A 14,155-nucleotide genomic window follows, 5' to 3' on the forward strand; every position below is an offset into this window, starting at 1 on the left:
GGCCCGCCGACCGCCTCCCCGACCTCGGCCCTTGCCTCGTCCGGTCCTTCGTCCGGGTTCCCGGATCGAGAGGCGTTCGCGCGCTCGTCGTCACCCGGGTCTCCTGCCCGAGGCCCGCTCGTGCCCTCCGCCCCACCCGGGTCTCCCGCTCGAACCCCGCGCGAGGCCCTGTCCGCACCCGGGTTTCCGGCCCCGGCCCCGCTCACCATCGCCTCCCCGGCCGGACCGCCGGTCCCGGCGTCGTCCGCGGGCGTGCCCGCATCCCCGCCGGGGCCGCCCCCGGTCGTGGCCGTGACCGCGGCATCCGCGTCCGACCTGGCCGCGCCCGGTCGCTGTCGGCTGCTGCTGTCGTCGGCGTCCTGGGGGGTGCCGGTGTTCTCGCGCGGGCCCATGCCCTCTCCTCGGCTGCTGGTCGGCGGGGTGCGGGGTGGTGCGGCGCGGCCCGCCGTGGGGGAACGGTGCGGGCCGCGCCTGTCGGTGGTGGTGCGGGGTCAGTACGCCCCGCGCCGGATGCGGCGCCACCACAGCAGACCGCCGCCGATCAGGGCGATGCCGGCGGCGCCCGCGCCCGCGGACGCGGTGATCAGCTTCATGTTCCCGGTGTCGGACGAACCGGCCGGCCGGAGCGCGTCGCCGAGCTGGTTGCGGACGTCGTTGCCGCCGCTGACCCCCTTGGCCAGCGCGCCGCGCGAACCCGCGGTCGGATTGGCCAGGTACGGGAAGGACGAGCCGAACTTCTTGTCGTTCTTGTCGACCGCGTCACCCAAGTCGTTCTTCGCGCCCAGGAGTTCACCCTCGACGACCTGGAGCGCGGCGTCGATCACGTCGTCGGTGAGACGGCGCCCGTTCGGGAACCCCGCGTTGTCGCCGTCGAGCACCCCGAGCCGCTTCGGGCTGTGGGTGGGCTTGATCGAGGTGTTGAGGCGCAGCTGCTCCGACGGGACCACGTGCGGGGGCTGGTTGAGGCCCTCGACGCCCTTGAGGAACACGTCGACCAGGTCGTTGCGCGGCTCCGCGGGCGCCTTGATCTTGTAGATCTGCTCGATCAGCTTCGGCAGCTCCGGGTTGGTGACGTTCTTGAGGAACTGCGCGTCGTCCCGCGGCGAGGACGCGTTGAACTTGTCCTTGTCCTTCAGCGGGTTGACGACCTCGTTGACCAGCGGCATGCCCAGGCGCGAGACCTGCTCGTAGTAGCCCTGCGCGTTGCGGCGCTGGGTGGTCGACCAGATGCCGACCACCGGCTGCTTCGCCGACTCCGTGATCATGTCGGTGGGGAGCTGGAGGGCTATGGAGTTGACGTTGTAGCCCTTGAGGGTGTCCCGGCCGACCTCGGAGAGGTTGCCGCCGTAGAGCAGGTCGAAGACCCGCAGGTCGAGGAAGAACGGGTCGTCGGCCTGGCCCGCGAAGGTCTGCGCGCCGTTGGAGAGCTTGTACACCGCCTGCTTGCGCAGGGTGTCGTAGTCCGGCATCGACGCCTTGCCGACGTTCGACGGCGCCACCGGGACGTCGTCGGCGAGCTTCGTGCGGGACATCACCTTCCCGCCGTGCGACTTCACCAGGTCGATGTCGTAGGTCTGGGTGACGTTGAGGTCCGGGTCGTCCAGGCTGGTGACCGCGCCCGTGTTGTAGAGGAACGTGTCCTTGTTCTTCGTGTGGGTGGTGAAGGTGTAGCGCAGCAGCAACTCGCTGCGCGCGTCACCGTTGTTGTCGATGTGGATGTCGTACTGGGCGTCGTCCGCGAACGTGAAGAAGTTCGGGCCGCCCGCCGGGTCCTCGAAGGGGATCCAGTTCGCGATGATCGTCGTCGTGTCCGGCTTGTCCGGGCTGACGAACGCGTACACGTCCGTGTTGTCGTACTGGGGCTGCCCCGAGATCAGCGGGGCCTCCCGGTGGCTGGAGGCGGAGGCCGCCCCCGGCTCCAGCGTGGCGACGCCCGCGGCCACGAGCCCGCCTGCGGCCAGCGCGCCGCATACGAGGGTCGCGAGGCTCTTGCGTCCCGCGCTGCCGGTCGAGTGAGGTGTCATGCCGTCCGTCCTCTGTGCCAACTTGCCTGACGACCGGACATTCGGAGAGCCCCGCGGGCCGGATTGGTCGAATCCCAAAACTTATTTCGCCGCCGTCCGACCCGCGTTTCGGCCGCGCTGATCCGTAACCCCTCGCGGAGGTGCGTGCGTTGCGAATGCCAGGTGTGACGGGGCGGTCCGGATGCGGCGGCCGTCGGGAGGGGGAGCGGATGGAGGCGGACGAGCTTCTGGTGCTCGTGGCGGGCGGTGACCAGCGGGCCTTCGAGGCGCTGTACGGGCTGGTGTCCGGGCCGGTGTTCGGACTGGTCCGCCGGGTGGTGCGGGACCCGGCCCAGTCGGAGGAGGTGTCCCAGGAGGTGCTGCTCGAACTCTGGCGCTCCGCCCCGAAGTTCGACCCGATGCGGGGCAGTGCCCTGTCCTGGGTCCTCACCCTGGCCCACCGCCGCGCCGTCGACCGGGTGCGCAGCGCCCGCGCGGCGGGGGAGCGCGAGCAGCGCGAGGCCCACCGCTCGCACAGCCCCGCCTTCGACCAGGTCTCCGAGGAGGTCGAGGCGGGTCTCGAGCGCGAGTGGGTGCGCCGCTGCCTGAAGCGGCTCACCGATCTGCAACGCCAGTCCGTGACGCTGGCCTACTACGACGGGTACACCTACCGTGAGGTCGCCGAGCGCCTCTCGCTGCCGCTGGGCACCGTCAAGACCCGTATGCGCGACGGACTGACCCGGCTGCGCGACTGCCTGGGAGGTGCCGCGTGAGTCTCCTCGACCGACTGCTGGGCCGGGACGACCGCCACTCGCTGGCCGCGCCCTACGCCCTCGACGCGCTGGAGCCCGCCGAGCGGGTCCGCTTCGAGAAGCACCTCGCGGGCTGCCCCGTCTGCGTCGCCGAGGTGCGCGCCCTCTCCGAGGACGCGGTGCGGCTCGCCTGGTCCACCGCCGCGCGACCGCCCGCCGAGCTGCGCGACCGCGTCCTGGCCGCCGTCCGCGCCACCCCGCAGGAGCCCGCGCACGCCATGTCGCCGAAGACCGCGCCGGCGCGCGGGCGCCGGGGTCAGCTCCCGCCGCACGTCTGGGGCGCGCAGCCGCCGCCCGGACGCTCCCGCGCGCCGCGCGAGCGCCGACCGCTGTTCGTGCCGTTCGCCACCGCGACCGCGGCGGCGGCCCTCGTGGTGGCCTCCCTGTTCGCCGTGCAGGCCGACCGGACCCGGGAGCAACTGGACGCGGAGCGCGCGCAGTCACGTGAGATCGCCCACGTTCTCGCCGCTCCCGACGCTCGGGCGGGCACCGGCAAGGACGCGGCCGGGCGGAGCATCACCGTGGTCGCCTCCGCGTCGGAAGGGGACGCGATCGTCACCCTCAGCGGGTACGACGACCCCTCCGGGGGGCGCGTCCACCAGCTCTGGCTGATGCGCCCCGACGCCGCTCCACGCTCTCTCGGCCTCTTCGGAGGGGGCGACACGCCCTTGGTCGCGACCGACCTCGACAAGTCCGCTACATCACTCGCTGTGACCGTCGAGCCCGGCGGGGGCTCGACGCAGCCCACCAGCCAGCCGATTGTCCAACTCGCCCTGAAATCGGTTGGATTCGGAGAGTAATCAAAAAGGAGTCGTCAACACCCGTACGGGGAAGGTGAATCCTGTGACCGAGATACACGGGTGCCCGAAGGGGACGATAGGGTTACCCTGCCCGGGCCGGGTGGATTCGTACGGGTGGGGAGTGACATGGAACAGATAACACGCAGCAGGGCCAGGGTCCCTGCGATCACGTGCGGGAGCAGCGCGACCAGTTCGCGTCTCGACCGCCATCTCTCGGTGCTGGCGGGCCCCGCCGTGCCGCAGCGGGAGACGGCCGAGGCGACGTCGCTGATGCGTGAGCTGACCGCGCGTGACACCGTGCGGAACCGAAGTGACCGGGGCGCCCGCGTACGCCGGGTGTCGCTCTTCGCACCGTTGCGCCGACTGCGCCGCTCGCTCTTCGGCGGCCACTAGCCGACACCCCCGTCACGGTCTCCGTACGCACCCGCCCGCTCCGTACCCGCGAGACCCACACCTCCGTGCGACGCACCCACGTCGCACGGAGGTCGATGCATGCCGAACGGTCCGACGCGCCGTCGCTCCCCGCGCGCGTCCCGGCAGGACCGCGGACGGCGTCTCCCGGCAGGACCGCAGACGGCCCCCTCCGCAGCTCCGCCCGCGCTACATCAGCGCGAACTGCCCCTCCGGGCCCTCCTCGTGGTGGTCGAGCACCGACGCGGGGCGCCGGGAGCGTGACGGCGGCGGCAGCACGGCCGCCCGGGTCAGCTCCGTCGCCGTGATCGGGTCCGTCACCCGGAACCCGGCCCGCTCCTCGCGCACGTCCGCCATCAGCGTCAGCACGGTGATCAGCTCCAGCAGCTCCGACGTCCAGCTCTGCGGCCACACCGCCGGGCGGATCGCGGCCAGCCCGCCCTGCTCCGGGTCGCCGACCCGGGCGGTGAACCACTCCTCCAGGAGCGGGACTTGCCCGGTGCGGAAGTCCCAGGCGGCCGGTGGCACGGGGGAGACCCGGCCCTCGTCCAGGTGCAGCGTCTCCTCGTCCCGGTCGTAGCGCAGGGTCAGCGGACGGGACGGCAACGGGGCGCGCACGTAGGGGCGCCGGCCGCCCGGCAGCTTGGGGCGTTCGCCGTCGCGCAGCATCAGCCACAGTGCGCGGCGGCCCGACTCGACGCCCCGCGACCACTGTTCGGGGTCGGCGGTGAGCGGGACCGTGAGGTCGGGGCGGACGGCCGTGAGGATCCAGGCGAGCACGTCCCGGGGGGTGGGGGAGAGGCCGAGGCGGGCGGCGAGCAGCTCCAGCAGCCCGGGGGCCAGGTTGGGTTCGGCTCCGCCGGGGCGCCGGAACAGCGGGCGGACCGGGCCGGGCCGCAGCAGCGGCAGACAGGCGGTGGCGAGCAGCTCGGGACCCTCGGGCGCCGCCGTCTCCACCACGAAGACCTGGTCGCCGTCCGCGACCCGCCACAGCTCCGGGCGGGCCGCGTCGATCAGCCGGTGGTCCGGGATCAGCCACCGCTCGTCGAAGGGCGCGGACAGCACCCGGACCGGTTCGGGGCACGGGCCGGTGGCGCGGGCCAGGCGCCCGGTGCCGCTGGTCTGGCCGGGCAGCTGTCCCACCGCCGAGTGCGTGGTGCGGGCCCTGGTCGGCTCGAACAGGGCCTCGCGGTCCGGGCCGACGGCCTTCGTCAGGGCGTCCCAGCGCGCTTTCAGGGAGGCCGGGTCGGGGCCCGTCGGCCACCCCCGGCCCAGCCGCGGCGGTGCGACGGACCACGGCATGAGGTCCGCCAGCGGCGGAGCGTCGTCGTGCGTCACGCTGGGCATCGTAAAGCCTGTCACGGAGCGTTGTCTCAGGTGGCGTCCAGCGTCACCGTGAAGGAGAAGCGGTCGCCCCGGTAGTGGATGACGGCCACGTCCAGGACCCGCCCGTCCGGGTCGTGGGTGACGCCCGTGTAGTGCAGGATCGGGCTGAGCAGCGGGACTTCGAGGAGCCTGGCCGTCTCCGGGTCGGCCAGCCGGGCCTGCACGGTGTCCGTGATCCGAGCGATGCCGACGCCCGGGAGGTCCTGGAGCACTTTGGTCATCGGACGGCGGGCGAGATCCGCCGGGTCGATCCTGGCGGCCAGCTCCGGACGGACGTAGTTGCGGGCGTGGTTGGTGGGTTCGCCGGTCTTCTCGTCGACGCGCAGCCGGTGGTAGGCAGCCACCTCGGTCAGCTCGGGGAAGTACTCGGCGAGTTCACCCGGCACCGGGGCCGGGCCGTGCGCCAGCAGCTCGGCCGCCATGCCGGACTGCTGGGCCACGATCGCGTCCACCGAGCCCAGCAGCCGCACCGGGGTGCCCCGGCGGGCGCTCGGCTCGATGAACGTGCCGCGGCGGCGGTGCCGGGTGATCAGCCCCTCGTCCTCCAGCTCCTTCAGCGCCTGCCGCATGGTGAGCACGCTCACCCCGTAGTGCCCCGCCAACTGCTCCTCGGTGGGCAGCCGCAGCGGGTCGCGGGGCGAGCGGCCCAGTATCGAGGCGCGCAGCGACTGCGACACCTGGTACCAGAGCGGCAGCTTGCGGTTCAGGACGATCGAGTCGGGGGCGAAGGAGGTCACGGGTCCGTCCGTCCGTACCGTCGGCGGGTCTGCGGTGGCCCCCATTAAACCGGGCGCTCCTGCGGCGGATCCGGGCGGAAGTGCCGCTGAAGGCCCCGCCACACGTCGTCGTAGGCGCGCTGGAGGTGGTCGGCGTCCGCCGCGTGCGGGGTCAGGGTCAGCGGCCAGCGCGTCTCGAACATGAACGCCAGCCCGTCGTCGACGCGTTGCGGGCGCAGCTCGGCCGCGCTCGCCCGGTCGAAGGTCTCCCGGTCCGGGCCGTGCGCGGACATCATGTTGTGCAGCGAGCCGCCGCCCGGCACGAACCCCTCCGCCTTGGCGTCGTAGGCGCCCTCGATCAGGCCCATGTACTCGCTCATCACGTTCCGGTGGAAGTACGGCGGCCGGAACGTGTCCTCGCCCACCAGCCAACGCGGCGCGAACACCACGAAGTCGACGCCCGCGAGCCCCGGGGTGTCCGAAGGGGACGTCAGCACCGTGAAGATCGACGGGTCCGGGTGGTCGTAGGAGATCGTCCCCATGACGTTGAAGCGGCGCAGGTCGTAGACGTACGGGACGTGGTTGCCGTGCCAGGCGACGACGTCGAGCGGCGAGTGGTCGTAGCGGGCCGTCCAGAGGTTGCCGCAGAACTTGCTGACCACCTCCACCGGACCCTCGACGTCCTCGTACGCGGCGACCGGTGCCCTGAAGTCCCGTACGTTCGCGAGGCCGTTGGCGCCGATCGGGCCGAGGTCGGGGAGCTGGAAGGGGGCGCCGTAGTTCTCGCACACGTAGCCGCGCGCCGTACCGTCCAGCAGCTCCACCCGGAAGCGCACCCCGCGCGGGATCAGCGCGACCTCGCCCGGCGCGGCCCGCAGCAGCCCCAGCTCGGTGCGCAGCAGCAGCCCGCCGCGCTCGGGGACGATCAGCAACTCCCCGTCGGCGTCGCTGAACACCCGCTCCATGGACGTGTCGGCGTGGTAGAGGTGCACGGCCATCCCGGCGCGCTGCGTCGCGTCGCCGTTGCCGCCGAGGGTCCACAGCCCGGCCAGGAAGTCGGTGCCGGGGGCGGGCGCGGGCAGCGGGTTCCAGCGCAGCCGGTTCGGGTCGGGTGCCGTCTCGGTGAAGGGGCCGGTGCGGATCGCGCCGTTCTCGGTGCGGGTGAAGGCCGGGTGGGCGGCGGACGGCCGGATCCGGTAGAGCCAGGAGCGCCGGTTGTGGGCGCGCGGCTCGGTGAACGCCGTGCCGCTCAGCTGCTCCGCGTACAGCCCGAGCGGGGCCCGCTGCGGGGCGTTGCGGCCCTCCGGCAGCGCCCCGGGAACCGCCTCGGAGCTGTGTTCGTTGCCGAAACCGGAGAGATACGCCAGTCCCTCCGCCGTGGTGCGCGCGTCCCCGCTCATGATCGCTCCCTTGCCATCTGATTCCTATGGAGCACCGTAGGATTGCGGTTTCCCCCGCGCAAGGGGGGCGCCGCCCTCCCCGCGGATTCCCGCCGTCCACGCGGGAAGAACGACCGGAACGAGACTTCAGGGGGATCCACGTGTCGGACCGGTGTTCTACGCTCCCGGGCATGTCGTGGAAACGGGGCACCTCAGCCGTGGTCGCGGTCTGCGCCCTGGCCCTGGCCGGGACCGCGGGCTGCGCCGCCGGGGACGGCCGGGTCCGCGGTGGCGCCAGCGCGTCCCCCACCCTGGTCGGCAAGCTGCTGCGCGGCACCGACAAGGAGGGCAGGCACTACCGGGAGGTGCCCGCGGAGGGCGCCCCTGAGGTCGGCGTCGAGGTGCAGCCGGGCGCCGACGGCGCCTGGGACGTCCGGCTGACCCTCCGGCACTTCCGCTTCTCCCCGTCCGGCACCGCCTCGCGGGCGGTCCCCGGGCGCGGCTTCGCCTTCCTCTTCGTCGACGACCGCCTGGTGACCCGGCTGCGCGGCCTCGCCCACCGCATCCCGGCCCGGCTGGTGCCGCGCGGCACCCACCACGTCACCGCCCGCCTCTACGCCGACGACGGCACCGCGTGGGCGGTGGCGGGCGAGCCGGTGCAGAGCACCGCCGACATCACGGCGTCGGACCCGGACCCGGACGCCCCGGCGACCCCGGGCACCCCACCGGACGCCTCCGGGACCCCCGGCACCCCACCGGACCCGGACGCCTCCGGGACCCCGGGCACGCGACCGGACCCGGACGCGTTCGAGACCCCGGACCCGGACGCCCCAGGCTCCCCGGAGGCGCGGTCGGCCCCGGACCCGCGGCTTCTCCCGCGACCGGCTCCGGACCCGGACCCGCACACCGCCTCCGGCGCCCACCCGCCGACGAGCGCCCGGTGCGGCCCCGGCGCACCCGGCGCGGTGGTGGCACTCGGTGCCGAGTTCGCCCCCGGCACCCCGAATGTCCCGAGTGCGTTGAACGGGCGGGGTGTTGATCCGCGTACGGGGGGACGAGGTTCATCCGTCCCCGCCGGAAAGGCATCATGATGCCCGTGTCCCACGCGACCTCGCTCCGCCGGGCCCCCGTGCAGCGGCGCAGCGCCGAACGGCTCACCCGCATACTCGACGCCTGCGCCGACCTCCTGGACGAGGTGGGCTACGACGACCTGAGCACCCGGGCCGTCGCCCAGCGGGCCGGTGTGCCCATAGGCTCCGTGTACCGCTTCTTCGGCAACAAGCGCCAGATGGCGGACGCCCTCGCCCAGCGCAACCTGGAGCGGTTCACCGAGCGCGTCACCGACCGGCTGCGCGCTGCGGGCCCCCGGGACCCGGCCGGCGCCGGGGACTGGCGCACGGCCATGGATGCCGTCCTGGACGAGTACCTCGTCATGAAGCGGACCGCGCCCGGCTTCTCGCTCGTCGACTTCGGCAACCAGATCCCGGTCGGCTCCCGGCACAGCGAGCCCAACCACCGGGTCGCCGACCGCCTCACCGACCTGCTCTCCGGGTACCTCCACCGCGAGCCGGACGACGATCTGCGCCGCACCTTCCTGATCGCCGTGGAGACCGCCGACACCCTGGTCCACCTGGCGTTCCGGATGGCGCCCGAGGGGGACGCGCGGATCATCGAGGAGGCGCGCGAGCTGCTGCGCGCCTACCTCGGCCGGGTGCTCGACAGCTCCTGAGATCACCACCGCACGCCTGTGACCAGGAGTTCTGCGCTTATTGCTCGCGTGCCGACGTCTTGCTGACGCTGTTTGACGGGACCTAACGTCGACCCACCGCCGGCCCCAGGTGGGATGTTCAAGGGCGAACGTTAGGTATCCACTCATGCTGACCATCCTCGGCTTCGCCATGATCGCGACCTTCCTGGTCCTGATCATGCTGAAGAAGATGTCGCCGATCGCGGCGCTCGTGCTGATCCCGGCGCTGTTCTGCGTCCTCGTCGGGAAGGGCGCCCACCTGGGCGACTACGTCATCGACGGCGTCACCGGCCTGGCCCCCACCGCGGCGATGCTGATGTTCGCGATCGTCTACTTCGGCGTCATGATCGACGTCGGCCTCTTCGACCCGATCGTCCGGGGCATCCTCAGGTTCTGCAAGGCGGACCCGCTGCGGATCGTCGTCGGCACCGCGCTGCTCGCCGCGATCGTCTCCCTCGACGGCGACGGCTCGACCACCTTCATGATCACCGTCTCGGCGATGTACCCGCTGTACAAGCGCCTGAAGATGTCCCTGGTCGTGATGACCGGCGTGGCCGCGATGGCCAACGGCGTGATGAACACCCTGCCGTGGGGCGGCCCCACCGCCCGCGCCGCCACCGCCCTGAAGCTGGACGCGAGCGACATCTTCGTCCCGATGATCCCGGCGCTCGCCGTCGGCCTGGTCTTCGTGATCGCCCTCTCCTACGTCCTCGGCCGCCGCGAGCGCACCCGCCTCGGCGTCCTCACCCTGGACGACGTCCTGGTCGAGGAGAAGACGGCGGACGGCGGGACGGTCCTGGTCGGCGCGGCCGCCGGGACCACCGGGCGCGACGGCTCCGGTACCGCCGTCTCCCCGGCGCACGGCGGCGGTGCGGGCACCGGGACCGGCGCCGACCGGCCCGCGGCACCGGCCGACCCGGGCGCCGACGGCATCCCGGCGGACGACGACACCCCGGACGGCGACTTCCAGGGCCTCGACCCGCACCGCGCCACCCTGCGTCCCCGGCTCTACTGGTTCAACGCGCTGCTCACCGTCGTCCTGCTCACCGCCATGATCATGGAGTGGCTGCCGATCCCGGTGCTGTTCCTGCTCGGTGCCGCGACCGCGCTCACCGTCAACTTCCCCCACATGCCCGACCAGAAGGCCCGCATCGGCGCCCACGCCGAGAACGTCCTGAACGTCTCCGGCATGGTCTTCGCCGCCGCCGTCTTCACCGGCGTCCTCCAGGGCACCGGCATGGTCGACCACATGGCCGAGTGGCTGGTCGCCAACATCCCCGACGGCATGGGCCCGCACATGGCCCTCGTCACCGGCGTGCTGAGCATCCCGCTCACCTACTTCATGTCCAACGACGGCTTCTACTTCGGCATCGTCCCGGTGCTCGCCGAGGCCGGGGCCGCCCACGGCGTCTCCCCGCTGGAGATCGCCCGCGCCTCCCTCGCCGGGCAGCCGCTGCACATGTCGAGCCCGCTGGTGCCCGCCGTCTACGTCCTGGTCGGGATGGCCAAGGTGGAGTTCGGCGACCACACCCGGTTCGTGGTCAAGTGGGCCGCGCTGACATCCCTCGCGGTCCTCGGGGCAGGGATCCTGTTCGGCATCGTCTGATCGTGCGGAAGGACATCCTCATGGCGCCCGGTGGGAACCGCGGCTGGCTGCTCCGTCTGGTCATCGCCTTCGGCTTCGCGCAGGGGGCGGTGTCGATGGCCCGGCCCGCCGTCTCCTACCGGGCCCTCTCGCTGGGCGCGGACGAACGGGCCATCGGCGTCATCGCCGCCGTCTACGCCCTGTTGCCGCTCTTCGCGGCCGTACCGCTCGGCCGCCGCACCGACCACGGACGCTGCGCGCCGCTGCTGCCGGTCGGCGTGATCCTGATATCCGGCGGCTGCGCGCTCAGCGGCACCGCCGGGTCGCTCGCCACGATGGCGCTGTGGAGCGGGGTGATGGGGCTCGGGCACCTCTGCTTCGTGATCGGCTCCCAGTCGCTGGTCGCCCGCCGGTCCGCGCCGCACGAACAGGACCGCAACTTCGGCCACTTCACCATCGGCGCCTCCCTCGGCCAGCTCGTCGGCCCGATCGCCGCGGGCGCGCTCGTCGGCGGCCACGACATGGCCGCGAGCAGCGCGCTGGCCCTGCTGGTGGCGGGCGCGGTCGCGGCGGTCGCCCTCGCCTCGCTGTGGCGGGTCGAGGACCGGACGGCGGTGACGTCCGCTCCGCGCGCGGCCGACCGGGTGCCGGTCGGCCGGATCCTGCGCGCCCGGGGCGTGCCCGCGGGGATGCTGGTCAGCCTCTCGGTGCTGTCCGCCACCGACATCCTCACCGCGTACCTCCCGGTGGTCGGCGAGCACCGGGGCATCGCGCCCTCGGTCGTCGGCGTCCTGCTGAGCCTGCGCGCGGGCGCCACCATCGCCTGCCGCCTGGTGCTCACGCCACTGCTGCGGGTGCTGGGCCGCCCGGTGCTGCTGACGGTGACCTGCTTCCTCGCGGCGGTGCTCTGCGCGGGCGTCGCGGTGCCCGCCCCGGTCTGGGCGCTGGGCCTGATGCTGACGGCCCTCGGCTTCTGCCTCGGCGTCGGACAGCCCCTCTCCATGACGACGGTGGTCCAGGCGGCCCCCGCCGCCGCCCGCTCCACCGCCCTGGCGCTGCGCCTGACCGGCAACCGCCTCGGCCAGGTCGCGGCCCCCGCGGCGGCGGGCCTGGTGGCCGGGGTCACCGGGGTGGCGGCCCCCTTCGTGATGCTGGGCGCGCTGCTGCTGCTCTCCGCCGGGGTCTCCTGGCGGACCCCCGCGAAGCCGGTCCCGCCCGCCGACCTCCCCACGACCCGCGCGCCGCACCCCACCTCGGCGACCCCGACCTCCGAACCCTGACGGCCCCGCGGGAAGCCCCCGCCTCCCGCCTCTCGGCCCCGACCGGGCCCCTATGCCCCCCCCGCGGGCCAACTCCCGCCTCCCTGCGGGCCACCCCCGGCTCCCACGGGCCAACTCCCAGCGCCCCGCGTGCCACCCCCGGCTCCCGCGGGCCAACTCCCGCCCCCCGCACGCCATCTCCGGCTCGCGGAGGGCCAACTCCCGGCCCCCTCTCCCCGCGGGCCACCCGCGCCTCCCCGCAGGCCGCCTCCCCGGGCTCTCCGCGGGCCACCCCCGCCTCCCCGCAGGCCAACTCCCAGCCCCCGCGGGCCCCCGGAAGACAATCCTCCGTTTTCTCGTATCGCGGACGGTCGCCCCCGATCCGGCCGAATCGCTTCCCCCGTGTGCGTACATTCCGTTAACTTCCGTGACCCACAGGCCCCGCACCGCGCGTGCGGGTCATCCGCGCACGGAGCTCCAGCGCCCGAATCCGCCACCGGGGGCACCCGACATGACACGCGCCATCTCTCTGCACGACGTGAGCAAGACCTACGACCGGGGCGCCCGCGTGGTGGACCGGCTGTCGCTGGACATCGCGCCCGGCGAGTTCCTCGTCCTGCTCGGTCCCTCGGGCTGCGGCAAGTCCACCGTCCTGCGCATGATCGCCGGTCTGGAGGAGATCACCGAGGGGCGGTTGCTCCTCGACGGCGTCCACGCCAACCACCTGATCCCGGCCGAGCGCGACGTCGCGATGGTCTTCCAGAACTTCGCGCTCTACCCGAACATGACCAGCCGCGGCAACATCGGCTTCCCGCTGCGGGTCGAGAACCCCGGCCAGGACCCGAGCCCCCGGGTCGACGCCACCGCCCGCATGCTCGGCATCGAGGACCTCCTCGACCGCTTCCCCGGCCAGCTCTCCGGCGGCGAACGCCAGCGCGTCGCCATGGGCCGGGCCATCGCCCGCCACCCCTCCGCCTTCCTGATGGACGAGCCGCTGTCCAACCTGGACGCCAAGCTCCGCAACCGGCTGCGCGCCGAAATAGCGCGCCTCACCCGCGAGTTGGGCGTCACCACGGTCTACGTCACCCATGACCAGGCCGAGGCGATGTCGCTCGGCGACCGGGTCGCCGTCCTGCGCGGCGGAGTCCTCCAGCAGGTCGGCACCCCGCGCTCGGTCTACGCCCTGCCCCGCAACGTCTTCGTCGCCGCCTTCATCGGCACCCCGCGCATCAACCTGCTGCGCGGCCTGGTGCGCGCCCCGCTGGACGGGGCGATGACCATCAGCCTCGGCAAGCAGTTCCTGCGGCTGCCCGAACCCCTGTCCCTGGACCACCAGTTGCTGCGGGTGCAGCAGGGCCGCGAGGTCATCGTCGGGCTGCGCTCGGAGGCGATCCGGATCGCCGGGCGTGCCGACGCGCGGCCGGGCGAGGCGGTGCTCACCGGCCTGGTCGAACACGTCGAGTTCCAGGGCCACGAGGTCCTCGTGCACTTCGACACCGGCTCCCGGTCGGCGGTCGTGCCGGATCTGGAGGCCCCGCGTCCCACCGCGAGACCCTCCAGGCGGCGCCGCGACGGCACCGGGGTCCTGGACCGGCTGCGGGGGCGGGCCGGATCGCTGCGGGCCGGACCCGTGGTCGCGCTGGACGAGCCGCCGGAGGGCGCCCCGCGTCCCGCCGAACCCCGTCTCCCCGGTGACCTGGTGGTGCGCACCACCCCGGACATCGACCTGCGGCACGGCATGCAGGTCCCGCTGCTGGTCGACATCGCGCACCTGTTCGTCTTCGACCAGCACGGCGAGCGGATCTCCCCGGCGCCCGCGCGGCTGCCCGACCTGGACGAGTGACCTCCCTCCGCGCCCTCCCGGAACGGCACGCCGTGCCGCCCTGTCTGGCGCCGGAAAACTAACGCCGCTAGTTTATGGGGCGGACGACGACGCACCCGCCCGGGAGGACGCACGATGAAGGCACACGACGGCATGTACCTCGACGGCGCCTGGCGCCCCGCCGCCGGGACCGACACGATCGAGGTCGTGAACCCGGCCGACGAACAAGTCATCG

At 73.3% G+C, this 14,155-nt stretch carries 12 protein-coding genes; 8 read left to right on the forward strand and 4 right to left on the reverse strand.

Annotated elements, in window-relative coordinates; genetic code table 11:
- Positions 1-491 precede the first annotated feature (491 nt).
- Positions 492-2,024 (reverse strand): DUF4331 domain-containing protein, encoded by a 1,533-nt coding sequence (locus tag GA0115242_RS28105; RefSeq protein WP_093833328.1) that lies wholly within the window; start codon positions 2,022-2,024, stop codon positions 492-494.
- Between the two features lie 155 nt (positions 2,025-2,179).
- Here GA0115242_RS28105 and GA0115242_RS28110 point away from each other — a divergent pair, with 155 nt between their 5' ends.
- The 3 genes from GA0115242_RS28110 to GA0115242_RS28120 all read left to right on the forward strand — a co-directional run bounded on the left by GA0115242_RS28110 (position 2,180) and on the right by GA0115242_RS28120 (position 4,008).
- Positions 2,180-2,776 carry a sigma-70 family RNA polymerase sigma factor gene (locus GA0115242_RS28110; protein WP_352174946.1) on the forward strand — a complete coding sequence of 199 codons (597 nt, stop codon included), beginning with the start codon at positions 2,180-2,182 and terminating at the stop codon, positions 2,774-2,776.
- On the forward strand, positions 2,773-3,615 hold the full coding sequence (locus GA0115242_RS28115; protein ID WP_093833332.1) for an anti-sigma factor: 843 nt from the start codon (positions 2,773-2,775) through the stop codon (positions 3,613-3,615). Before GA0115242_RS28110 ends, GA0115242_RS28115 begins: the two co-directional genes overlap by 4 nt.
- Positions 3,616-3,741: 126 nt before the next feature.
- Entirely contained in the window at positions 3,742-4,008 is a 267-nt protein-coding gene (locus GA0115242_RS28120) for a hypothetical protein (protein WP_093833334.1), read from the forward strand.
- A gap of 207 nt (positions 4,009-4,215) precedes the next feature.
- On the opposite strand, the gene GA0115242_RS28125 is transcribed toward GA0115242_RS28120, so the two are convergent.
- The 3 genes from GA0115242_RS28125 to hmgA are packed head-to-tail and all read right to left on the reverse strand — an operon-like array spanning position 4,216 to position 7,528.
- Entirely contained in the window at positions 4,216-5,373 is a 1,158-nt protein-coding gene (locus tag GA0115242_RS28125) for a type ISP restriction/modification enzyme (protein WP_161353323.1), read from the reverse strand.
- A 26-nt stretch (positions 5,374-5,399) separates the two neighbouring features.
- The gene (locus tag GA0115242_RS28130; RefSeq protein ID WP_093833348.1) at positions 5,400-6,149 is read right to left on the reverse strand and encodes a GntR family transcriptional regulator; all 750 of its coding nucleotides are present in this window, start codon (positions 6,147-6,149) and stop codon (positions 5,400-5,402) included.
- Positions 6,150-6,193: 44 nt separating this feature from the next.
- The gene (hmgA, locus tag GA0115242_RS28135) at positions 6,194-7,528 is read right to left on the reverse strand and encodes a homogentisate 1,2-dioxygenase (RefSeq protein WP_093833338.1); all 1,335 of its coding nucleotides are present in this window, start codon (positions 7,526-7,528) and stop codon (positions 6,194-6,196) included.
- A 170-nt stretch (positions 7,529-7,698) separates the two neighbouring features.
- On the opposite strand from hmgA, the gene GA0115242_RS42565 reads away from it, so the two are divergent.
- From GA0115242_RS42565 to GA0115242_RS28160, 5 genes are all read left to right on the forward strand, one after another.
- The gene (locus tag GA0115242_RS42565; RefSeq protein ID WP_141721772.1) at positions 7,699-8,598 is read left to right on the forward strand and encodes a nuclear transport factor 2 family protein; all 900 of its coding nucleotides are present in this window, start codon (positions 7,699-7,701) and stop codon (positions 8,596-8,598) included.
- A complete protein-coding gene (locus tag GA0115242_RS28145; protein ID WP_093833342.1) occupies positions 8,595-9,236 on the forward strand; it encodes a TetR/AcrR family transcriptional regulator in 642 nt (213 codons plus the stop codon). Before GA0115242_RS42565 ends, GA0115242_RS28145 begins: the two co-directional genes overlap by 4 nt.
- A 145-nt stretch (positions 9,237-9,381) precedes the next feature.
- Complete coding sequence (locus GA0115242_RS28150; protein WP_093833344.1) at positions 9,382-10,860, forward strand: CitMHS family transporter; 1,479 nt, start codon at positions 9,382-9,384, stop codon at positions 10,858-10,860.
- 20 nt (positions 10,861-10,880) lie between these two features.
- Positions 10,881-12,119 (forward strand): MFS transporter, encoded by a 1,239-nt coding sequence (locus tag GA0115242_RS28155; protein WP_093833350.1) that lies wholly within the window; start codon positions 10,881-10,883, stop codon positions 12,117-12,119.
- Positions 12,120-12,609: 490 nt separating this feature from the next.
- Entirely contained in the window at positions 12,610-13,941 is a 1,332-nt protein-coding gene (locus tag GA0115242_RS28160; protein WP_093833346.1) for an ABC transporter ATP-binding protein, read from the forward strand.
- The last annotated feature ends 214 nt before the right edge of the window (positions 13,942-14,155 follow it).

The sequence above is a fragment of the Streptomyces sp. SolWspMP-5a-2 genome (genome assembly GCF_900091845.1).
Lineage (GTDB): Bacteria > Actinomycetota > Actinomycetes > Streptomycetales > Streptomycetaceae > Streptomyces > Streptomyces doudnae.